Genomic DNA, 19,503 nt, shown 5'->3' with positions numbered 1-19,503 from the left:
TTCAAACGTTGCGTAAGCCAGTGGTACAGCCGTTGCCACAGCCACTGCCACGCCTTCGTTCTCTCGGCCACGCGGTGCCAAGGCAGCGCCGGCAATGCCGACACTCACGGCGCCGCTTGGCCACAGCGCCTGAGCACCTTCCGATTCATTTGTAGGCGCGGTCCTACGAGCGGTAAGCGTGCAGCCCCATGTTGCGGCCAACCATGACCATTAAAGTGGACAGCTTTCATCCACCTGAGCCACCACCTGAGGATTCGCATGAAAGCTCTAGTCTACGAAGGCCCCCGCCAAGTCACCGTCAAGGAGATGCCGGACGCCCAAATCGAAAAGCCGACCGATGTGCTGGTGAAAATTACGACAACCAACATCTGCGGCTCGGACCTCCATATGTACGAGGGACGTACGGACATGGAGACCGGCCGCATCCTCGGCCACGAGAACATGGGTCAGGTAGTGGAAGTCGGGGCTGCTGTAGACCGCGTCAAGAAGGGCGACTGGGTGGTACTGCCCTTCAACATCGGATGCGGCTTCTGCACGAACTGCGAGAAGGGGCTCACAGGCTATTGCCTCACCTGCAATCCTGGGTCTGCCGGGGCTGCCTACGGCTTCGCCGACATGGGGCCCTACAGCGGAGGCCAAGCCGAGTACCTGCGGGTGCCTTACGGTGACTTCAATTGCCTGGTGCTGCCGCCCGATGCCAAGTCCCGCCAGAAGGACTATGTGATGCTCTCGGACATTTTCCCCACCGGTTGGCACGCCACCCGACTGGCCGGGCTCATGCCTGGTGAAAGCATCGTCATCTATGGTGCCGGACCTGTCGGGCTGATGGCGGCGCACTCCGCACTCATCCAGGGAGCGGCCAAGGTGTACATCGTGGACCGCCATCCCGACAGGCTGAAACTGGCCGAGAGCATAGGGGCTATCACGATTGATGATTCCAAGGTGTCGCCGGTCGATTTCCTGATGAAGGAAACAAGCGACCTGGGCGTGGACCGGGGCTGCGAATGCGTCGGCTACCAGGCCCACGATGCAGAGGGAGACGAACAGCCCGACATGACGATGAACAGCCTCATCGGTTCGGTGAAGGCCACGGGCGGCATTGGCGTGGTGGGCGTCTTCGTGCCGGAAGACCCGCAGGCCGAGGACCCGCTGCAGAAGAAGGGCAAGCTTGCCCTTGACTTCGGCAAGCTCTGGTTCAAGGGACAAACCGTGCGGACCGGCCAGTGCAACGTGAAGCACTACAACCGGGAACTGTGCAACCTCATCCACAACGAGCGAGCCAATCCTTCCTTCATCGTGTCGCACGAACTGGACCTGGACAAGGCCCCGGAAGCCTATGAGCGTTTCGACAAGCGCGAGAAGGGCTGGACCAAGGTCATCCTGCATCCTGGCAACTGAGCGCCGTGCCAACCTATGAGTATGACTGCAGCCGGTGCGGCCGCTTCGAGCGCCTTCGCACGGTCGCTCAGCGTGATGCGCCGCTGGCTTGCCCCGGCTGCGGCACCGATGCTTCTCGCGCGGTGTCTGCGCCCGCGCTGGCCATGATGGACGGCGCCAAGCGCGCCCTCATCCGTACCGAAGAACGCAGTGCTGGCTATACACGACTGCGCCATCCCATGGGCTGTGCCTGCTGCCGCTGAGTGGTATGCGGGCACCCGCCCGCTAAAGGTGCTGGTCGCTCGCCAGACTCCCAGATCAGCGCGGGAGCGAGACGCAACAGGGTGAACGAATGGGACCAGCCGGTCGTGCTGGTCACGGTCGCGCGCCAGACCGCTTTGCCGTCCGAGGTGGGCTGGAGCATGCCGTGGTCTTGCTGTTGATTTCCACGCATTGAGGTGGACTTCTCATTGCCCTCGCTACGTGTGATTCGGGTCTTGGAGCAAATCATGCAGTGGCGTGGCAAACCCCAAGTCATTCGCTGTGACAACGGGCCTGAGTACATCAGCGCAACACTGCAAAACTGGGCGAGCGCCAAAGGTATCCGCCTGGAATACATCCAGCCAGGTAAGTCTCAGCAAAATGCCTATGTGGAGCGCTTTAACAGAACCGTTCGCTATGAATGGCTGTCGCAGTACCATTGGCGCAATCTTGATGAAGTGCGAGATTACGCCACGCAGTGGATGTGGCGGTATAACCATGAACGCCCAAATATGGCATTGGGCGGCATCACCCCCAAACAGCGGCTGGCCATGGCCGCATAGCTCTACTTCTCAGAGAGATGGTTTATGGGGGGATTACCACATCACCAATTCCTTGAAACGTGAATTCGCCTCAGACAGCGGCACTGAACTGAATGCTGTGCTGCCCAAGATGAGCCCTCTGAACCCGTAGTACCTCACCAAGAAGCAGACGGTGTTTCAGAAGATCGCTGCGTTTGTGGAGAAGTTCAAGGGTGTGGGTGGGCAGGTTTGAATCTGCCCTTTTCTCGCCGGAAAATCCATAGACTGCAAGAATGACAGCAAGGAGGTTGGGATCGCACGTAGGGCTGTGTGACCCCCATCCTGCAGCGTGACCTGATTGGGTCAAGGCCGAGTTGTCATGCAGGCAGTTTGGCTGCAAGCAGTTCGACCTTCTCGATATTGGGCGGAGAACTGAGCAAGGTCGCTGCGTTGGCCATCAAGGCCGCGGCGATCTGGCCGTTCAGATGTGCATGGCGACCTGCCTCATCGGCAAAGGCATCGAACACACCAAACGTCGAAGGGCCAAACTTCAATGCGAACCAGGCCGTGGTGCCGGACTCGGCGTTGGCGAGCGGCAATGCGCTGGCCAGGAAGTCGGCAAGCGCAGCCTCCTGGCCGGGTTTAGCTTCGAGGCGAACAAACAGGGCGAGCTTGGTCATGCTGTATTCCTTTGGGCAAATGGAAAAGTGGGTGAAGCGATCGACGAGACTGCAGTCTAAGTCTTCATGACAGAAATCTCTATAGGCAATAATGACAACATTGATGTCATTGTTGCCATGAAACTCCACCTCCTTGTTTGTGATGGCGTGTTTGATCTGGGGCTTGCGGCGCTCACAGACACAGTGGGCTTAGCCAATGCGATGGCGGGCTCGCTGCCACAGGCTCCCGCGCGCATAGAGCTCACGCTGGTGGGCGTGCGGCGTCGCATCCGAACTACGCAAGGCTTGACGGTCCCCGTGGTCACTGCGCATGGTGTGCCCGAACCAGACGTCGTGCTCGTGCCAGCGTTTGGCGACAAGATGCCTGACACGCTCTCGGCTCGACTCACACGCCCCGATGTGCCCGACGCGGTCGCGGCGCTACAGCAGTGGTCCACCGCTGGCGCGCACCTTGGTGCCGCTTGCTCCGGTAGTTTCTTGCTTGCAGAGAGTGGCCTGCTTGATGGGCATCGTGCGACGACGTCATGGTGGCTGGGGCCGATGTTTCGGCAGCGCTATCCGAACGTCACGCTGGACGAGTCACGCATGATCGTGAACTCGACACGCTTCACCACCGCGGGTGCCGCTTTGGCCCACGTCGACTTGGCCTTGCGCATCATCCGAGGGCGCAGTCCGGCGCTGGCGGCCCTGGTGGCACGCTATCTGCTGGTCGAGACACGCAGTTCGCAAGCCGAGTTCGTGATTCCCGACCACCTTGCGCATGCGGACCCGATGGTGGAGCGCTTCGAGTGCTGGGCCAGACGTCGGCTCGCGCAGGGGTTCTCGCTGGCCGAGGCGGCCAGCGCCGCGGGCACAAGCGAGCGCACCTTGGCGCGGCGGCTGCAAAGCGTTTTGGGAAAGACACCGCTGTCGTATTTCCAGGATCTGCGCGTGGAGCATGCCGTCCATCTCTTGCGCACCGGGAACGCCAGCGTCGACCAGGTCGCCGCACAGGTCGGGTACTCGGATGGGGTGACCCTGCGGGCCCTGTTGCGCCGCAAGCTGGGCCGGGGTGTCAGGGAGTTGCGACGCGGTGGATGACCAAAGGCGTTTGGTGAATGTACGGCTGGAGACCGCCGCGAAACTGTCGGAAGCAAAGGCTTACCCACTTGCGTCTACTACATCGTGCGTTGGGTGCAAAAGCACCAGCCGTGCCAAAGCAGTCTTCAGTGACCTTTCAAAATTCAGTGACCTTTCAAAGGTCTGAGTATTGGGAATACTGTTAGCTTTACCACTGTTTTCTGTTCACTAATCTGGGTTTTCATCCACATGCTATTCAATCCACTTCCAGTAGGTTCTCTCACCCTGCCCAACCGCATCCTTCTGGCACCACTAACACGCGCCCGTGCCGACGCTGGCCACATGCCCAACGCGCTGATGGCCGAGTACTACAGCCAGCGAGCCACCGGCGGCCTGCTGATTTCCGAATGCACCATGGTGGCGCCCGGTACATCGGCCTTCGTCAATGAGCCTGGCATCTACAACGACGCGCAGATTGCAGCCTGGAGGCAGGTGACCGACGCGGTGCACGCCAAGGGCGGACGCATCTTCATGCAGATCTGGCACGCTGGCCGCGCAGCCTACCCTGGCGCTGCCGATGGCGCCCCCATTGTCTCCAGCAGCGCCACCGCTATTGAGAGTGAGATCCACACGCCCCAAGGCAAGGTGCCGCACGCGGTGCCCCGCCCCCTGACCGTCGAAGAGATTCCCGGCATCGTGGCTGCGTTTGCTCAAGGCGCACGCAACGCCATTGCCGCCGGCTTTGATGGTGTGGAAGTACACGGCGCCAACGGCTACCTGATTGACCAGTTTCTGCGCGACACGCCCAACCAGCGCACCGATGCTTACGGCGGATCGCTGGAAAACCGTGCACGTTTGCTGTTCGAGGTACTCACTGCCGTGACCCAGGCGATCGGTTCCGAACGTGTGGGTCTGCGCCTGTCGCCCCTCAACAGCTTCAACAGCATGAAAGACAGCGACCCGCTGGCCCTCATCGGCTTCCTGGCCGATAGGCTCAATGCCTTCAAGCTAGCCTACCTGCACGTGATGCGCGCCGATTTCTTCGGCGTGCAGAAGGCCGATGTCATGCCCGTAGCGCGTGAAAAGTACAAGGGTGTGTTGGTGGGCAATATGGGTTACAGCGCTGATAAGGCAGAGGCAGCTATTGCCGAAGGTAAGCTTGACGCTGTGGCCTTTGGCACCGCCTTCCTGGCTAACCCGGACCTGCCCGCACGCATCAGGGCCAAGGCACCGCTGAACGAGCCTGACTCCAACACGTTCTACGCAGGTGGCGCCAAAGGCTATACAGACTATCCGACACTGCAGGTCGCGTAAATCACCGCCCCAGAAGACCGAAGAAACGAGCCACTTTATACCCAAGGCTCACCTTGAAGCTCACGCACTGTACGCTCCAACACCACACTCCAGCGGTCCCTGACCATGCTTGGACTCAAGCGAACCAGATCAAGGACAGTGTGCACGCCGGCGTCATTTAACTGCTTGCCGATCCGGCGCCCCACGCCCCATACCTCGCCAACATCTGTGGCCTGGAACAGTGCATCCAAATCCGAGGCGGGCAGTGCAGCCAGACTGCAAACGACCGCCATGCTCGATGGGTAGCTGCCTGGTTTACGCTCTGCGGACTTTGCAATGTGATTCGCCAACTTGGCGAGTGTCTTAGTGGTCCCGATGCCAACGCCGCACGGCAGCCCGGTCCACTGAAGGATACGCTCGCGAACCACCCTAGATCTCTTGACCAGATCACCGGGCATTAGGTCCAAGGAAATATACGACTCGTCACTGTAAATCTCTTGCCTCGGGCCCAAGCCTGCGGCAATGCTCATCATCCGATTGGACATGTCGCCGTAAAGGGCGAAGTTGGCAGAAAGTGCAACGAGCCCGGCTTCCAGTTCTAGATGCTGGATTTGAAACCAGGGTGCACCCATCTTGATGCCGAGAGCTTTGGCTTTATCAGTTACGTGGAATGCCCCGCTGACGCCCGCATCCGATTGGAGTAGCGTAGGCATCTCGGAGGGCGCACGATGCTTTCAGGACCACCGTGGCAAGCGCTGAGCAACATCTGCAACGACACCCACGCGCGCGCGTGGGTGTCGTTGCAGGCCGATCTGTTGCGCGCGCCGAACACCGTCATTGCCTACGCCCGAGGCCTGGACCACTATCTTGGCTTTTGCCGTCGTGGCGGCATCGATGTGACCACTGCCGGCCGCGCGCAGATCGCCGGCTACGTTCGCGAGCTGGTCCAGCCGCACACTAGCGCTGAAGGCGCCACCGGCTCGGCCACGGGTCTGGCCAATACCTCGATACGCCATCGACTCACCGTGGTTCGGTTGTTTTATGACCATCTGGTCGAAGAAGGTGTGAGGACCACGAACCCGGTGGCCCGTGGCCTTCGCGGTGCTGCTTTCGGCGGCTGGGGTGTTGGGGAGCGAGGAATGATCCCCGTGCAGCGCAAACTGCCCTCGATTCCGGACGAGGCCGAATGGCGGGCCCTACTGACCGCAGCATGCAGCGAGCCCGTGCGTAACCGGTTGATGCTTGCCTTCGCATACGACTGCGCGTTGCGCCGAGAAGAATTGTGTTCGCTGGCCAACGGCGACATCGATCCGGCGCGACGCCTTCTTCGGGTCCGCGCCGAGACGACGAAGACCAAGCGGGAGCGTGTCGTTCCCTACTCGGTGGTCAGCGCCGATCTCTACGTGGCCTACCTCTCCGAGCGTCGTCGCCTGGGCATGTCGCGCGGGCCTCTGTTCCTGTCGGAGTCGACGCGCAACCGCGCTGCGCCCATGACCAAGTGGACTTGGTCGAAGGTGGTCCGCAGGCTGGCGCTGCGCGCCGCGGTACCCACGCTGACGACACACAGTTTTCGGCACCTCTGCCTGACCGACCTGGCCCGCGCCGGCTGGGACATCGAGGAGATCGCGAGCTTTGCCGGTCATCGCAGCATCCAGTCGACGCTGCTCTACATCCACCTGAGCGCTCGCGACCTCTCGGACAAGTTCGCACGCAGCATGGCGGCCGTTCATAAAGATCGACTGCGGCAGCTCCAAGGCGGTGCAACATGAGCATGAAGGCCGACGCAGTCGCACCGGCGAATGCCGCGCCGGTTGAACTGTCTGCCGGGTGGGATCGCAGTTCGGATCTTTCCGCAAGCGAGCATGCGATGTTGAACATCCTTGGCGCGTGCTTCGCCAACAATCAGCGTCAATGGCCAGTCGGAACCCGTGCGGCGCTAGCTCGACTGCTCAGCCCGCTTCTCGCAGTGCTGGATCGCATGCATGCGGCCCAGGCGCCTCGCAACTCCACAGTTCACATCGTCGTTGCCGAGATGCACCGCCTGAACGTTGCTTACTGGGGATGGTCAGGCGAGCAATGGCTCGATGTACTGTGCAGCAGCGAGGCCGCCTTCAAGGCCCGGTATGGCGGCAGCAGCAACTGTCGCCAGTACGTCATCGCGGTGGCGTACCTCTTGTGCGGCTTCGACCGGCTCGCGGAGATCGGTCGCTACTTTCAGTATCGGTTAGCGATCAAGGTGTTCGGCCGTGATGCCGTGGACCATGCGGTCGGCGTCGTCTTCGATGAGATGACCAGGGTCGGCCTCAGCGCAGCCGATCGGCCCGATGTCTCGAACGCGCTCTGCATGGCGCTGCTGGTGCGGCGCAGCGCGCGTCTCGAAGACCTGACCCTCAACACGCTGCAGCACGTTTCGCTCAGCGCAGCGGTCTACGTTCGTACCGGCGCTGCCACTTTGTCACGTGCGCTGGCACGGATGAGCCTGCTCGATCAGGGTCTCGATCACCGCCGCCACGACCGGCGCCGTCCTGCGGGCGAGTACCGTGCCGTCGATGATGTGCCTGCGCAGTGGCTGCACTGGTGCGATCGCTGGCGAGCGACTTCGGTACGGGCGGCCTCCTCGATCGCAGGGGACTACTACGCGTTGTTGAAGTGCGGCCGCTGGCTGGCGACGATGCATCCTGAGATCGAGAGTCCAGCGGACTGGACCCGTGCGACGGCGCTCGAATACGTTGCGGCTGTTGCCCGCATGGCGATCGGTCAGTGGTCCAATCCCGGTGGCATGTACCTGGACCAGCGCGGCTGTTCTCTGAAGCCCACCGCCAAGGCGGGCCACCTCCGCAGCATTCGCAGCTTCTTCCGTGACCTGCAGGAGTGGGAGTGGATTCCGCTGCGCTTTGATCCGGTGCGGGCGTTGGGTCTGCCACGCGCCATCGGCGCGAGCATCGGTCCCAACGCTCGGGTGGTTGCAGACGACGCATGGGCGAAGCTGGTATGGGCGGGCCTCAATTTGGCCGACGAAGACCTCCAACCTGCTCCCGGTCGCGAGGGCTGTACCCGGCGAACGCCACGCTATCCCCTGGCGATGGTCCGAGCCGTCGCCATGCTCTGGCTGTTCGCAGGGTTGCGTCGCGATGAGTTCTGGCGCTTGCCGGTGGGCTGCATCCGGTGGCAGCCGCGCGCGGGCGACATTGCCGCTGCGCCGACCTGCCTGCTCGATGTGCCTGTCAACAAGACGTCGACTGCTTTCACCAAGCCCGTCGATGCCATCGTCGGTCAGGCGGTCGAGGTCTGGGAACAGCAGCGGTTGCCACATCCGAGCATGCCCGACGCCAAGACCGGAGGCATGGTCGACTACCTCTTCGTTCATCGAGGTCGACGCGTGGGGTTGGCCTACCTCAACCAAGCTGTCATCCCCCTCCTGTGCAAGAAGGCCGGCGTGCCGCTCGAGGACGCGCGTGGTCGTATCACAAGTCATCGTGCCCGTGCGACGATCGCCAGCCAATTGTTCAATGCCAGGGAGCCACTGGGCCTGTTCGAGCTGCAGGCATGGCTTGGACACAGATCAGCTGAAGCGACCCGTCACTACGTCACCGTGACGCCGACGAAGCTGGCCGTTGCGATCGAACGGGCTGGCTACTTCGCACGCAACCTGCGGACTATTTCCGTGCTCGTCGACAAGGACGCCGTGACCAGCGGTAGCGCTGCGCGCGGAGCGCCCTGGCGGTACTACGACCTCGGGCATGGCCTGTGCACTTACGATTTCTTCGATCAGTGCCCGCACCGGATGGCATGCGCCAAGTGCTCGTTCTACATGCCCAAGGAGTCGTCTAAGACGCAAGCTCTAGAGGCAAGTGCCAACCTGGCCCACATGCTTCATGAGATCCCATTGCAGGAGGGCGAGCGGGCAGCGGTGGAAGACGGCATCGAGGCCATGACCAAGCTGGCGAACAGCCTGCGCGATACCGCCACACCTGATGGACGAACACCCGTCGAAATTGCTGTTATGTAAGCGGCCAGTCTGCCCACCTTGACGACAGGCGCGATGGGGTTCAGCTGGCTGGCCGCCAGTTATGCGGAAGCAGCTCCTCAATGCGGCTGTTCAACTGGGTGGGCAGCCTCTGAGGACGTCCTTGAGGTAGGCCCAAGGATCATGTCCGTTGAGCTTGGCCGACTGCACCAGGCTCATCACGACCGCCGCACGCTGGCCGGCGAGTTCGCTTCCGCTGAAGAGCCATGCTTTTCTGCCCATTGCCCAGGGACGGATCAGATTCTCGCAATGGTTGTTGTCTACCGGCACGTTGCCGTCGACCAGATGGTGCGTGAGCGCGGCCCACGCGTTGAGGCTGTAGTTCAACGCCTTGGCCGTCGCACTGCCGTCCGGCACCCTGGAGCGCTCCACCTTCAGCCAGACATGCAACTGCTCCCACATCGGCCTGGTAATGGCCTGCCGACTTTCCAGTCGTGCCTGAGTGGGCAGCACGGCGAGTTCGCGCTCGACCCGGTAAATCTGCGCGATGCGCTGCAGTGCCTCGGTGGCGACTGCGCTGCGCCCACCCTCGCGCAGCAGCTCGTCGAACTTGCGCCTGGCGTGCGCAAGGCAGCCGGCGGCGAAGCGCTTGGGCTCAGCCCCGATCACGCGGTCGTAGGCCTTGTATTCGTCGCGCACCAACGTGCCGCGCCAGCGGCTGCGTTCGTCCCCATCGCCGCGGAGGAACGCAATCGGGTACTGAGCACCCCGCCCGACACAGAAGTCGTAGACGACCCCCGGCACCGCATCGAAGGCGCCCCTCGCGTAAGCCCAGACGTAGGCTCTTTTGGTCTTGCCGGCACCTGGGTCCAGCATCGAGACCGGGGTCTCATCCACATGCAGCACCTGGCTCGAGAGGATGAAGCGCCTGTACGCGTCAAACACCGGTATCAGTGCACCACCTCCTTGCCCCGACCAACTCGCCAGCGTGGACCGTGGCGTATGCACCTTCGAGCGTGCGTTGATGGTTTCAATTCGGTAATACGGCAGATGGTCCACGAAGTGGCTGACCATGGTGTGCGCGATGAGGCCGGCGGCCGGCATGCCACCTTCGATGATCTGAGGCGCAGCAGCCTCCTGCACCAAGCATTGGCAGCAGCGGCAGGCCCACTTGCCGTAGATGTGGCGGTGCACGAAGAACTCCGCCGGAATGATGTCCAGGCGCTCGCTCACGTCCTCGCCGATGCGCGTCATGGGGCGGCCGCACTCCAAGTTCGGACAGTTGGTGTTCGCAGGTTCGTGGCGATGCTCTTCGCGCCGCAGGTGTTCGGGCAACGGGCTGCGACGGGGTTTGGATTTGCCATCGTTGCCGGCGCCGGCCGGCGGCGCAGCAGCACCCCGGGCTTGGTCGAGTTGAGCCTGCAGACTGGCCTCGTCCTCGACACAGGTTTCTTCGAAGAGCCGGCGCTGTTCGGCGCTCATGGCCTCGGTCTTGGCGCCGAACTTCCAGGCCTTCAGTCGCGCCAGCTGGAAGGTGATCTTCTCAATCTTGGCGTCTTTGAACTTGAGCTCGCTGTCCTGGCAGCGCAAGCGCTGCAGCATCTGCTGGGCGAGTGCTGCGACGGCCTCGGTAGGCAGACCTTGAAGGTCTTCTTCCGTGAGCGATTGCAGGTCTTGCATCCACTGATTTTGCAGGTGCTACGACCGCCCCGCCACTGGGAATTGCGATGTTGGCAACGGCCTCGCAAGCCGGAGTTTCTACAGCCGGGTGATCGCGCTCATCTCGTGCAAACGCTGCCATGGCAGGCCGACCACGAGCGCGTCGAACTGCGCCTGGCTGAGCGCCATCGGCGCCGCCGTGTCTATCTCGCGGGGCCATGCGAAGCGGCCGGCGTTAAGCCGTCTTGCGGCACACCACACCCCAAAACCGTCGTGCACAAGCATCTTGATGCGCGTGGCCCGAGCGTTTGCAAACAGGTAGCCGTGATGGGCATGGGCGCTGCCAAGCGCATGGACAACGTGAGCGAGCAGACGCTCGGTGCCCGAGCGCATGTCTACCGGCGCCGCACACAGCCACAGGGCATCAATACGAATCACCGCAAGACCTCTCGCAGCCAAGCTGCGCAGTCCGCTGCGGCACTGACGGGCCACGTTACGCTGACGCCCAGTGCACCGCGTTTGAACTCGAGCGTGATCGTCTCCGACGTGGCGCTGGGAAGACTCGCCGGCGGGGCAGGCGCCGGTGGCACTGCCAGCGGAACGGTCAACTCGATGAAGCGGGGCGATGCTTCGGCAATGCCCATGGAGGCCACACCTGGAGCCTTCGGGGCGCCACGGCCGCGGCGCCATTGATGCACCAGGTTGTCGTTCAACTTGAATGCCAGGGCCACTGCCGCAACCGACGCCCCGGGCTCGGCACACGCTGCCAGAACTTCGGTCTTGAAGGCTGCGCTGTGACGGCGCCGTTGCTTCGGATTGACGTGCATTTTGCTGTCCAGCTAACTTAGATGGACAGCATGGTCTATGCCTCATGCAGCAGTCTCAAGATGGTTCGACCAGCCGCTTACGAGCAGGCGGCGGCATTGGCTGTAATGGGCGGTGTTAGCGCGCTGGTGCTTTTGCTGGGCATGTTGGGCGTAGTCCAGCGCATGGTCCGAGCGATCCCAGTCTGGCTGATACAAGCGTTCAACTTCGCGACGGCCGTTTCCATCGTTGTCGACGCTGTCGAACACTCCGTAGTCGGGTGCATCGCGGTATCTGAAGCAGCGACCTGGAGCATTTATGTGGCGGGTGTATGCGTGGGGTGCGGGTGGAAGGCGGTACTTGAATGGTGGATTGCGCGGCAGGGCCGGCGAAAAGCATCCCCCTTGCTCGGTGCCTTTGGCTTGCCGATGGCTGCCGCGGTGAGTTGGGCGATGTATGAAGCTTCGCCGCTTTCGGGACGAAATGGAGGCTTCTGTCCGCGTTTTGGTCCCCAGGCACTGCGCATCGAACTGCTACCAATGCGCGCGGATCAAGTCTTCCACACCCTGGTGGCGGGTATGCCGCTACCACTTTTCGCCGCAACCGCGCTCTAAGGTTGGTGCTGCTGATCGAATCGATGACCGCAATCGCAGCCATAGGTGACGCTCCAATGATCCAAGGACGGGCGCGCGAAGGCGCCCCCCACCCGGCTGATAGACGTGTTCCACTGTTGATGGTGAGCAATGCGCTCGGGTCCGCCGTAGCGTTGAGCCCGTCGTCCCACTCGATATCCCGAACTGTTGTGTTGAGGGCCTTCGGAGGTTGTAGCCGATTAGCAGTGGCGGCGCACGGGCTTGGTGTCGTCGCGATCGCACTGGTAGCTGGGCCCTGGGTGGCGCAGGTTCCTCAACTGACGTTGGGCGTCGTCCTGACACTGGTGGGCTTGCAGATGGTGGGGGCAGACATGGTGAGTTTTTGGCGCGCCGCCTATCACCCCACATCGCCCCCCGCTCAAGCACGGGCAGGCCTTTTGTTTTGGGCCGTGCTGCTCACCTCGGTAGCCCTCTGCCAAGTGTTGTGGGGTTTCGCCGCAGGACTGGCCCTGTGGCTGCTGACCCGTTCGGCGCGGGTAATTCGAATCCGCGGTGCCGATTTACGGCAGCGCAGCTTGTAGCTCCTGGAAAACACGGCAGTTGGACCCCAGCGCGCAAAGTGTGCTGTCTTTCCCTGCGGTGATCCGGCTGCAACGCTCCTCGGGAAGCCGGCATTTTACGGCCGCCCCCGCGCGCAGGAGCCGCGTGCTACGCTGCCCGGTTACCTCTTGCGCGCGCGTCGCATCACCGGCGCGGCAGCAGTTTTCCCTCCTCCCTGACGCACTCGAAAAAACCATGCCCGGCTTGCTGCCTGACGTCGATCCCGACGGTCTTCTCGAATTTTCCGTGGTCTACACCGACCGCGCGCTCAACCACATGTCGCAGCGCTTCGTCGGCGTGGCGCAGGACATCCAGCGCACCCTGCGCGAGGTGTACGGCGCGCAGACCGCAGTGCTGATCCCCGGCAGCGGCACCTTCGGCATGGAGGCGGTGGCGCGCCAATTCGCCGGGCGCGAGACCAAGACGCTGATCATCCGCAACGGCTGGTTCAGCTACCGCTGGACGCAGATCTTCGACGCCGACAACGGCCTGGGCGGCGGATCGATCGTCTGCAAGGCGCGACAGGTGGGCGATGCCGGCCCGCAAGCGCCGTGGGCGCCCATGCCGGCGGACGAAATGGCCGCCACCATCCGCGCCGAGCGCCCGCAGCTCGTCTTTGCGCCGCACGTGGAAACCGCCAGCGGCATCCTCCTGCCCGACGACTATCTGCGCACTGTGGCCGAGGCCGCGCATGAGGTGGGCGCGCTCTTCGTACTGGATTGCGTCGCATCCGGCGCGATGTGGGTGGACATGCGCGCCACCGGCGTCGACGTGCTCATCAGCGCGCCGCAAAAGGGCTGGAGCAGCTCGCCCTGCTGCGCCATGGTGATGCTGGGCGAACGCGCCCGCGCGGCCATCGACGCCACGCAGAGCAGCAGCTTCTCATGCGACCTGAAGAAGTGGATGCAGATCGCCGAGGGCTACGACCAGGGCAAGTTCGGCTACCACACCACCCTGCCCACCGACGCACTGGTGAAGCTGCGCGACACCATGCTGGAGACCCAAGCGCTGGGCTTCGAGCGCATGCGTGAAGGACAGATGGCGCTTGGCACACAGGTGCGCGCGCTGCTGGCCTCACGCGGGTTCCCCAGCGTGGCCGCCCCGGGCTTCGAAGCGCCAGGCGTGGTGGTGAGCTACACCACCGATCCGGGCATTCAGGACGGCAGCAAGTTCAGGACAGCAGGCTTGCAGACCGCAGCGGGCGTGCCGCTGCAATGCGGCGAGGGCGCGGATTTCAAAACCTTCCGGCTCGGCCTGTTCGGGCTGGATAAATGGCAGAACGTGGAGCGCACGGTGGGGCAGTTGGCGGCCGGGTTGGATAAGGTGGAGGCCCTGTGAAGCGGAGCACCATTTCCATCCGGGATTTTTTAGGTTTGCCTAAACGGCGCGATGGCGTGGCTGCTCTCTCGTGGTCGCCTGAGAAAGGCGTTTTTACCGGACCAGTTCAACTGCGATTGCAGTCGCCCAATTCACGTTAGGCCCTATTGGCGTAACATCGAAGCCTCCCACTTCCCAAGCACTACAAAGGCGGCTCGAATGAATGGAACAAACGGAGCATGCAAGACATTCGCCGTTCTCGTTGGCGCCTTTCTACTTGTCGAGGGGATCTGGGGCTTGTCCAGTCCGGTCGTGTTTGGCGTGCTCACCACCAACACGCTGCACGCTGTAATCCACATTGCGCTCGGGGCCGTTGGCCTTTGGGCCGGCCTGAAGTCGGGCGCGCGTCAGTTCTGCCTGTTCCTCGGTGTGTTGCTGGTCGCGGTCGGGGCACTTTGGTTTGTGCCAGGTGTCAGTGCACTGATTACGTCGTTGCTCAATGTCAACGCTGCGGTCGCCTACCTGAACCTGGCCGTCGGCGCCATCGCAATTGTTCTCGCACTGGCAGCAGGCCGGGCTGGCTCCCGAGTCTAGTGCCTAACAATTCGTCCAAGCCGACGCCACTTCGTGGCGCGGCTTAACTCAGGTGTTAGCTCCATCAAATGGCAACCGTCGAAATGATCCCCGTTATATTGTCAAGCTCGCTCATTGCTGGAGTTCTCGGTGCTGTTATCGGCGGTTGGTTCACGCTGCGCGGCAAGCGCAACGATTACGCAAACGAATACTACAAACTTGTTCTCGCTCGCCGGGTGCAAGCATATGAAGAAGTTGAGCGACTCATAAATATGGTGAAAACAGCGGTACTGGACCGTGACGGTTGTCCGTATCACATGCTGTTCTCAAAGGATGATGACAAGCAGGGCGTTTACGACTAGGAAGTGTCGGGGGTGCGGGCCGTGTGCTGGCGAAACCTCCGTGTGAGAGCGGCCCGTGCCGAGGATGCGGCCGCTTTCGGCCGGGTCCGGTCATTTGCCGCTCTTCCAAGAAGCGGCCTGAGCTAAGCTTGCAGCGGCGGCACAACCTCGTGCCCAATGGGGGGAGAGCCCGATGACTTTCCGGATTGACACGATCTCGCTGGATGGCGCGGGGCCTGGTCGGTGGACCTGCGCATTGAAAGGCTTTAGAGGCCAAGGCGTGTATGGGACAGCGCTACTCGATGACAGCCGAAGAAAGCTGGTGCTCGAGTCGACGATGGATTCTAAAGAACGGTTGGTGGTCCCGATCGTCGCTGCACCCGTTTTCGCCAACCGCAATGAACTGCACGCTTGGACTGGTGAGCAACTTGAAGGGCTCGGCTGGGGCCCGGAAGTTGACCAATCAAACGAGTTGATTCACAGGGGCGTCGTTAGAACTGAAGATTGACGAGGCATCCCGTGCCGAGCGGGGGTTCGCGATCCGATGCGGTCTCGTCGACACGAACCAAGACCTTTAGGTAATTCTTGCTGGGCCGCTTCGGCCATCAACAGACGTGGTCGGCCAGTAGCGGTCCTTTGCGAACCGGCGGATTGCGAGTCCGCTGTTTGCAGAGGCTGGCCTATAACGACTTCCCGCCGTCGCACCACATCATCACTGATTACTCGAAGTACCTGAACTTACTCGAGGCGACTTATCGCGGCATTGAGCAACGCAATGACGATGGGCGCCGCCTCGTCCGACGCCGTGCTGCTATTGCCTATGGCGACCAAGTGCACAAGCTGTGTACCGCCAACGGCATCAAACACCCACAGGCACACGATTTCGCAAGGCAGCATGCTGTGAGTCTGGTCAAGGCCGTGGTCAAAGTGCTCATGGCTGACTTCGCAGCCGGGAGCACTGCTCAGGTGATGCACGAAACCGCGGACCTGGCGGTGTGCCTGATCGTTGCTGATGCAGTGATTGAATGCGAAGTTCTCGAAAGGCCGGCCCATGCTGCTGCCTCGTGAACAAAGCCCTTGGAATTGCGGCTACTACCTCGGCGCGATGGCCCTGAAAGCCTTGAGCGACGCGCCTGCGGGCAGGCTTGACTTGCCTAGGCTCCAAACCCAATCACCCACTTGAAGCCTGACGGCAAATCATGATTCCGATGCGTCTTGATCGCGTTGGAGCCGGTGATGAGCAAGCTGTTTTGGCTGTCAGATGATCAATGGGCGGCAGTCGAGCCGCATCTGCCGAGGAACCAGGCAGGCGCTCGGCGGGTCGATGATCGCCGGGTGATCTCGGGCATCATTCATGTGTTGAAGATCGGCTGTCGTTGGCAGGATTGCCCCGCCGAATACGGCCCGTCCACGACCGTCTACAACCGGTTCAATCGCTGGTCCCACAAACGGTTCTGGTTGAAGCTGCTGGAGGCGCTGGCCGATGCGGGCGCGGTCACTCGCAGCACCTCGATCGACTCGACCTACGTCAAGGCACAACGCTCGGCCTTCGGCGGAAAAGGGGGGGCCCGGACGCAGGGCATCGGCCCGTCGCGCGGTGGCCAAACGACCAAGGTTCACGCCCTCACCGACGTCGTCGGACGTCCCTTCGCCCTGATCCTGACACCAGGAAACGTCTCCGACATCACCGTCGCTCCGACCCTGCTCGCCCGCGCTCCCGACGCCCGCTACGTCCTTGCTGACAAAGGATATGACGCCGACGGTCTGCGACGTTCGCTGCGCCAGACCGGGGCCGTTCCCGTCATCCCCGGCCGGGCCAATCGAAAGCGAGCCGTCATCTACTACAAGGCCCGATACAAAGAACGACACCGCGTCGAGAACGCCTTCTGCCGGATCAAGGACTACCGCCGCGTCGCCACCCGCTACGACAAACTCGCGGCCAACTTCCTCTCCGGCGTCGCACTCGCGATCCTGGTCGCCTTCTGGCTATGAATGAGTCTGGAGCCTAGGCTTAGGACTCACTGATCACAGCCAGAAGAGCACGGTGGCGGCCAGTGCTAGTGCGGAGAAGCCGACGGTTGGCGGTCATATCGCGTTGCCACGCGGCGCCAGTCCTTCAGGCGGCCGAACATGATCTCGATGCGGTTACGCCGTTCGTACCGCGGCTTGTCGTATTTGACAGGCAGAGATCGGGATTTGCGGCCCGGAAGGCACGGTTTGATGCCCTTTTGCTCCAGCGCATCTCTGAACCAGTCAGCGTCATAGCCGCGGTCGGCGAGCATCCACTTGGCCTTGGGCAGATCGTCAAGCAAGGCAGCTGCACCGGTGTAATCGCTGATCTGGCCGGTGATGAAGAAGCTTAAAGGGCGGCCGTTTGCATCAGTCGCGGCGTGCAGCTTCGTGATGATGCCGCCCTTGGTCCGTCCAATCAGGGGCCCGAGATCCCTTTTTACCCCAAGGCTGGAAGGCGTGCGGCCGGCCTTGAGATAGGTTGCGTCGATCATGTCGGCCTGCGGGTCGGCTTTCTGGTCTATAGGGCCCCATGGCAGCCTGCCTGCCGACCGCCGGCACCGGAGATGGCTCCACCGCCATCTCCGGCCTCCGGTTCCGCTTCGCTCCACCTCCGTCCGGACATGACGGCGACGAGCTTATTGTACTAACAAACCGCTCGGTCCGCTCGGCGGGGGCAGATCAGATCCGCACGTCAGCCGTGCGGGCGCATAACCACCTTAATGACGCCTTCTTCCTTGTCCCGAAACTTGGCGTACATTTCCGGCGCGTCCTCGAGGCTTGCCGGGTGGGTAATCACGAAACTGGGATCGATTGCACCGGCTACGATCTTCTCCAGCAACGGCTTGGTGTAGCGCTGGACGTGGGTCTGACCGAGTTTGATCGTCAGTCCCTTGTTCATTGCCGCCCCGAGTGGGAGCTTGTCGGCCACGCCGACATATACGCCAGGGACGGACACCGTGCCTCCCTTGCGACAATTCATGATGGCTTGGCGCAGCACATGCACCCGATCAGTGGCGAGCATCAAGCTCGCCTTGACCTTGTCCATCACCGCGTCGGCCGCGCCGTGACCTGCCGCCTCGCAGCCGACCGCATCGATGCAGCTGTCCGGGCCACGTCCCTTGGTCCGCGCCTGCAATTCGTCATAGACATCGGTCTCGGCGAAGTTGATTGTCTCGGCGCCGCCCGCCTCGGCCATGGCGAGCCGCTCGGGCACCTCGTCGATCGCGATCACCCGGCCCGCGCCCATCATCAGGGCCGATCGGATGGCGAACTGACCGACTGGGCCGCAACCCCAGATCGCGACGGTGTCGCCGGGCTCGATCTGTGCGTTCTCGGCGGCCATGTAGCCGGTCGGAAATATGTCGGATAGAAACAGCGCCTGCTCATCCGTAATGTTGTCGGGGATTTTGATCGGACCGAAGTCGGCCATCGGCACGCGCAGATATTCCGCCTGACCGCCGCAGTAGCCGCCCATCATGTGGCTGAAGCCGAACAACCCTGCGGGCGAATGGCCCATGGCCTTTGCTGCCATCTCGGCGTTCGGATTCGTCCGGTCGCAAGCTGCAAACAAGCCTTTCTTACAGAACCAGCAATCGCCGCAGCTGATCGTGAAGGGTACGACGACACGATCGCCGATCTTCAGGTTCGTCACTTCGGAACCGAGCGCCACGACCTCCCCCATATTCTCGTGGCCGAGGATATCACCTGCCTCCATCGTAGGCTGGTAACCATCGAGCAGGTGAAGGTCGGACCCGCAAATGGCGCATGCCGTGACCTTGATGATGGCATCACGGGGGTGCTTGATCTCGGGATCCGCGACGGTGTCGACGCGAACGTCACCCTTACCGTGCCAACACAGTGCGCGCATAATTCTCTCCATTCAGAAAACCGGTCCAACCGGCGGACCATTCCGAAGACCTTAACGCGCTTGCGCGTGATCGGGTCCCCCCTTTTTGCGCCGCCGGAGCACCGGTGCGCTTTCACATAGCTGCTGTCGATCTGGCCAGTCTAGGCGCTCCACCCTTCCTCGGTCAAGGCCGCCAGGATACAGTTCACGCCGCGTCGGCTCCAGCGGTTCCAGCGATTGTAGATGGTCGTCGAGGGATCATACTCGCTCGGGCAGTCGGCTCAGCGACCGCCGCACTTCAGCATGTGCACGATACCCGATATCACCCGTCGGTCATCGACCCGCCGGGCCCCCGGCTGGTTCTTCGGCAAGTGCGGCTCGATCGCCGCCCACGCCGCATCCGACAACCAAAACAACGATCCCGCCATGCCCAGACCCTCCTCAACTGGAGACTCCTGAATCAGCACGCCGTTGCAGAATCAAGCTTCTGATTGGGTTTGGACCCTAGCCTTCAGGAGCAGATGGGCCTGCTTACTAAGCGTGTAATCTCGCCGACGCAGGCAGTGGCCGCCGCCGCTTTGCTGTACCTGATTGACGCT

19 protein-coding genes and 4 pseudogenes are annotated in these 19,503 nt (G+C 62.2%); 15 read left to right on the top strand and 8 right to left on the bottom strand.

What is annotated here, in order from left to right:
• Positions 1-258 precede the first annotated feature (258 nt).
• From AC1MLT_RS16165 to AC1MLT_RS16155, 3 genes and pseudogenes are all read left to right on the top strand, one after another.
• A complete protein-coding gene (locus AC1MLT_RS16165; RefSeq protein WP_481033203.1) occupies positions 259-1,398 on the top strand; it encodes a glutathione-independent formaldehyde dehydrogenase in 1,140 nt (379 codons plus the stop codon).
• Positions 1,399-1,403: 5 nt separating this feature from the next.
• Entirely contained in the window at positions 1,404-1,640 is a 237-nt protein-coding gene (locus AC1MLT_RS16160; RefSeq protein ID WP_481033202.1) for an FmdB family zinc ribbon protein, read from the top strand.
• Between the two features lie 189 nt (positions 1,641-1,829).
• Positions 1,830-2,201 (top strand): annotated as a pseudogene (locus AC1MLT_RS16155) (integrase core domain-containing protein); the annotation flags it as partial.
• Positions 2,202-2,536: 335 nt separating this feature from the next.
• Here the strand turns inward: AC1MLT_RS16155 and AC1MLT_RS16150 are convergent.
• Positions 2,537-2,839 (bottom strand): putative quinol monooxygenase, encoded by a 303-nt coding sequence (locus tag AC1MLT_RS16150; protein WP_481033201.1) that lies wholly within the window; start codon positions 2,837-2,839, stop codon positions 2,537-2,539.
• 66 nt (positions 2,840-2,905) lie between these two features.
• On the opposite strand from AC1MLT_RS16150, the gene AC1MLT_RS16145 reads away from it, so the two are divergent.
• Together AC1MLT_RS16145 and AC1MLT_RS16140 are read left to right on the top strand one after the other, a co-directional pair.
• Positions 2,906-3,919, top strand: a complete 1,014-nt coding sequence (locus tag AC1MLT_RS16145) for a GlxA family transcriptional regulator (protein ID WP_481033200.1) — start codon at positions 2,906-2,908, stop codon at positions 3,917-3,919.
• Between the two features lie 228 nt (positions 3,920-4,147).
• Positions 4,148-5,212, top strand: coding sequence for an alkene reductase (locus AC1MLT_RS16140; RefSeq protein ID WP_481033199.1), 1,065 nt, complete (start codon positions 4,148-4,150; stop codon positions 5,210-5,212).
• A gap of 50 nt (positions 5,213-5,262) precedes the next feature.
• Here AC1MLT_RS16140 and AC1MLT_RS16135 read toward each other — a convergent pair.
• Positions 5,263-5,853, bottom strand: a pseudogene (locus tag AC1MLT_RS16135) (Y-family DNA polymerase); the annotation flags it as partial.
• 66 nt (positions 5,854-5,919) lie between these two features.
• On the opposite strand from AC1MLT_RS16135, the gene AC1MLT_RS16130 reads away from it, so the two are divergent.
• Positions 5,920-6,960 carry a tyrosine-type recombinase/integrase gene (locus tag AC1MLT_RS16130; RefSeq protein ID WP_481033198.1) on the top strand — a complete coding sequence of 347 codons (1,041 nt, stop codon included), beginning with the start codon at positions 5,920-5,922 and terminating at the stop codon, positions 6,958-6,960.
• On the top strand, positions 6,957-9,200 hold the full coding sequence (locus tag AC1MLT_RS16125; RefSeq protein ID WP_481033197.1) for a tyrosine-type recombinase/integrase: 2,244 nt from the start codon (positions 6,957-6,959) through the stop codon (positions 9,198-9,200). Before AC1MLT_RS16130 ends, AC1MLT_RS16125 begins: the two co-directional genes overlap by 4 nt.
• A gap of 90 nt (positions 9,201-9,290) precedes the next feature.
• Here AC1MLT_RS16125 and tnpC read toward each other — a convergent pair whose 3' ends face one another.
• From tnpC to tnpA, 3 genes are all read right to left on the bottom strand, one after another.
• A complete protein-coding gene (gene tnpC / locus AC1MLT_RS16120) occupies positions 9,291-10,838 on the bottom strand; it encodes an IS66 family transposase (RefSeq protein WP_481033196.1) in 1,548 nt (515 codons plus the stop codon).
• A gap of 78 nt (positions 10,839-10,916) precedes the next feature.
• The gene (tnpB, locus tag AC1MLT_RS16115) at positions 10,917-11,255 is read right to left on the bottom strand and encodes an IS66 family insertion sequence element accessory protein TnpB (RefSeq protein ID WP_481033195.1); all 339 of its coding nucleotides are present in this window, start codon (positions 11,253-11,255) and stop codon (positions 10,917-10,919) included.
• Positions 11,252-11,644 (bottom strand): IS66-like element accessory protein TnpA, encoded by a 393-nt coding sequence (gene tnpA, locus AC1MLT_RS16110; protein ID WP_481033194.1) that lies wholly within the window; start codon positions 11,642-11,644, stop codon positions 11,252-11,254. Before tnpA ends, tnpB begins: the two co-directional genes overlap by 4 nt.
• Positions 11,645-11,665: 21 nt before the next feature.
• On the opposite strand from tnpA, the gene AC1MLT_RS16105 reads away from it, so the two are divergent.
• The 8 genes from AC1MLT_RS16105 to AC1MLT_RS16070 all read left to right on the top strand — a co-directional run bounded on the left by AC1MLT_RS16105 (position 11,666) and on the right by AC1MLT_RS16070 (position 17,037).
• On the top strand, positions 11,666-12,235 hold the full coding sequence (locus AC1MLT_RS16105; protein WP_481033193.1) for a hypothetical protein: 570 nt from the start codon (positions 11,666-11,668) through the stop codon (positions 12,233-12,235).
• Between the two features lie 23 nt (positions 12,236-12,258).
• Complete coding sequence (locus AC1MLT_RS16100; protein WP_481035054.1) at positions 12,259-12,795, top strand: SulP family inorganic anion transporter; 537 nt, start codon at positions 12,259-12,261, stop codon at positions 12,793-12,795.
• Positions 12,796-13,009: 214 nt separating this feature from the next.
• Positions 13,010-14,152 carry an aminotransferase class V-fold PLP-dependent enzyme gene (locus AC1MLT_RS16095; RefSeq protein ID WP_481033192.1) on the top strand — a complete coding sequence of 381 codons (1,143 nt, stop codon included), beginning with the start codon at positions 13,010-13,012 and terminating at the stop codon, positions 14,150-14,152.
• A 51-nt stretch (positions 14,153-14,203) separates the two neighbouring features.
• Positions 14,204-14,725, top strand: coding sequence for a DUF4383 domain-containing protein (locus AC1MLT_RS16090; protein ID WP_481033191.1), 522 nt, complete (start codon positions 14,204-14,206; stop codon positions 14,723-14,725).
• Between the two features lie 68 nt (positions 14,726-14,793).
• Positions 14,794-15,066 carry a hypothetical protein gene (locus AC1MLT_RS16085; RefSeq protein WP_481033190.1) on the top strand — a complete coding sequence of 91 codons (273 nt, stop codon included), beginning with the start codon at positions 14,794-14,796 and terminating at the stop codon, positions 15,064-15,066.
• 172 nt (positions 15,067-15,238) lie between these two features.
• The gene (locus tag AC1MLT_RS16080; RefSeq protein ID WP_481033189.1) at positions 15,239-15,553 is read left to right on the top strand and encodes a hypothetical protein; all 315 of its coding nucleotides are present in this window, start codon (positions 15,239-15,241) and stop codon (positions 15,551-15,553) included.
• A gap of 158 nt (positions 15,554-15,711) precedes the next feature.
• Positions 15,712-16,113: a hypothetical protein gene (locus tag AC1MLT_RS16075; protein WP_481033188.1), complete on the top strand. Its 402-nt coding sequence runs from the start codon at positions 15,712-15,714 to the stop codon at positions 16,111-16,113.
• 168 nt (positions 16,114-16,281) lie between these two features.
• Entirely contained in the window at positions 16,282-17,037 is a 756-nt protein-coding gene (locus tag AC1MLT_RS16070) for an IS5 family transposase (protein WP_481033187.1), read from the top strand.
• A 33-nt stretch (positions 17,038-17,070) separates the two neighbouring features.
• Here the strand turns inward: AC1MLT_RS16070 and AC1MLT_RS16065 are convergent.
• The 3 genes and pseudogenes from AC1MLT_RS16065 to AC1MLT_RS16055 all read right to left on the bottom strand — a co-directional run.
• Positions 17,071-17,552, bottom strand: a pseudogene (locus AC1MLT_RS16065) (IS5 family transposase); the annotation flags it as partial.
• A 197-nt stretch (positions 17,553-17,749) separates the two neighbouring features.
• Positions 17,750-18,925 carry a zinc-dependent alcohol dehydrogenase gene (locus AC1MLT_RS16060; RefSeq protein ID WP_026070728.1) on the bottom strand — a complete coding sequence of 392 codons (1,176 nt, stop codon included), beginning with the start codon at positions 18,923-18,925 and terminating at the stop codon, positions 17,750-17,752.
• A 77-nt stretch (positions 18,926-19,002) separates the two neighbouring features.
• Positions 19,003-19,332, bottom strand: a pseudogene (locus AC1MLT_RS16055) (transposase); the annotation flags it as partial.
• Positions 19,333-19,503: the final 171 nt, after the last annotated feature.

The sequence above is a fragment of the Variovorax sp. PEI5 genome, from assembly GCF_056679935.1.
Note: the sequence above shows the minus strand (reverse complement) of the source record. Positions and strands in the feature narration are given on the sequence as shown.

Coding starts and splice junctions, on each gene's coding strand:
- AC1MLT_RS16105 (WP_481033193.1), top strand. CDS start 11,666: ATGGACAGCATGGTCTATGCCTCATGCAGCAGTCTCAAGATGGTTCGA.
- AC1MLT_RS16150 (WP_481033201.1), bottom strand. CDS start 2,839: ATGACCAAGCTCGCCCTGTTTGTTCGCCTCGAAGCTAAACCCGGCCAG.
- AC1MLT_RS16130 (WP_481033198.1), top strand. CDS start 5,920: ATGCTTTCAGGACCACCGTGGCAAGCGCTGAGCAACATCTGCAACGAC.
- AC1MLT_RS16060 (WP_026070728.1), bottom strand. CDS start 18,925: ATGCGCGCACTGTGTTGGCACGGTAAGGGTGACGTTCGCGTCGACACC.
- AC1MLT_RS16095 (WP_481033192.1), top strand. CDS start 13,010: ATGCCCGGCTTGCTGCCTGACGTCGATCCCGACGGTCTTCTCGAATTT.
- AC1MLT_RS16080 (WP_481033189.1), top strand. CDS start 15,239: ATGACTTTCCGGATTGACACGATCTCGCTGGATGGCGCGGGGCCTGGT.
- AC1MLT_RS16165 (WP_481033203.1), top strand. CDS start 259: ATGAAAGCTCTAGTCTACGAAGGCCCCCGCCAAGTCACCGTCAAGGAG.
- AC1MLT_RS16100 (WP_481035054.1), top strand. CDS start 12,259: ATGACCGCAATCGCAGCCATAGGTGACGCTCCAATGATCCAAGGACGG.
- AC1MLT_RS16125 (WP_481033197.1), top strand. CDS start 6,957: ATGAGCATGAAGGCCGACGCAGTCGCACCGGCGAATGCCGCGCCGGTT.
- AC1MLT_RS16090 (WP_481033191.1), top strand. CDS start 14,204: ATGGCGTGGCTGCTCTCTCGTGGTCGCCTGAGAAAGGCGTTTTTACCG.
- tnpC (WP_481033196.1), bottom strand. CDS start 10,838: ATGCAAGACCTGCAATCGCTCACGGAAGAAGACCTTCAAGGTCTGCCT.
- AC1MLT_RS16070 (WP_481033187.1), top strand. CDS start 16,282: ATGAGCAAGCTGTTTTGGCTGTCAGATGATCAATGGGCGGCAGTCGAG.
- AC1MLT_RS16145 (WP_481033200.1), top strand. CDS start 2,906: ATGACAGAAATCTCTATAGGCAATAATGACAACATTGATGTCATTGTT.
- AC1MLT_RS16085 (WP_481033190.1), top strand. CDS start 14,794: ATGGCAACCGTCGAAATGATCCCCGTTATATTGTCAAGCTCGCTCATT.
- AC1MLT_RS16140 (WP_481033199.1), top strand. CDS start 4,148: ATGCTATTCAATCCACTTCCAGTAGGTTCTCTCACCCTGCCCAACCGC.
- tnpA (WP_481033194.1), bottom strand. CDS start 11,644: ATGCACGTCAATCCGAAGCAACGGCGCCGTCACAGCGCAGCCTTCAAG.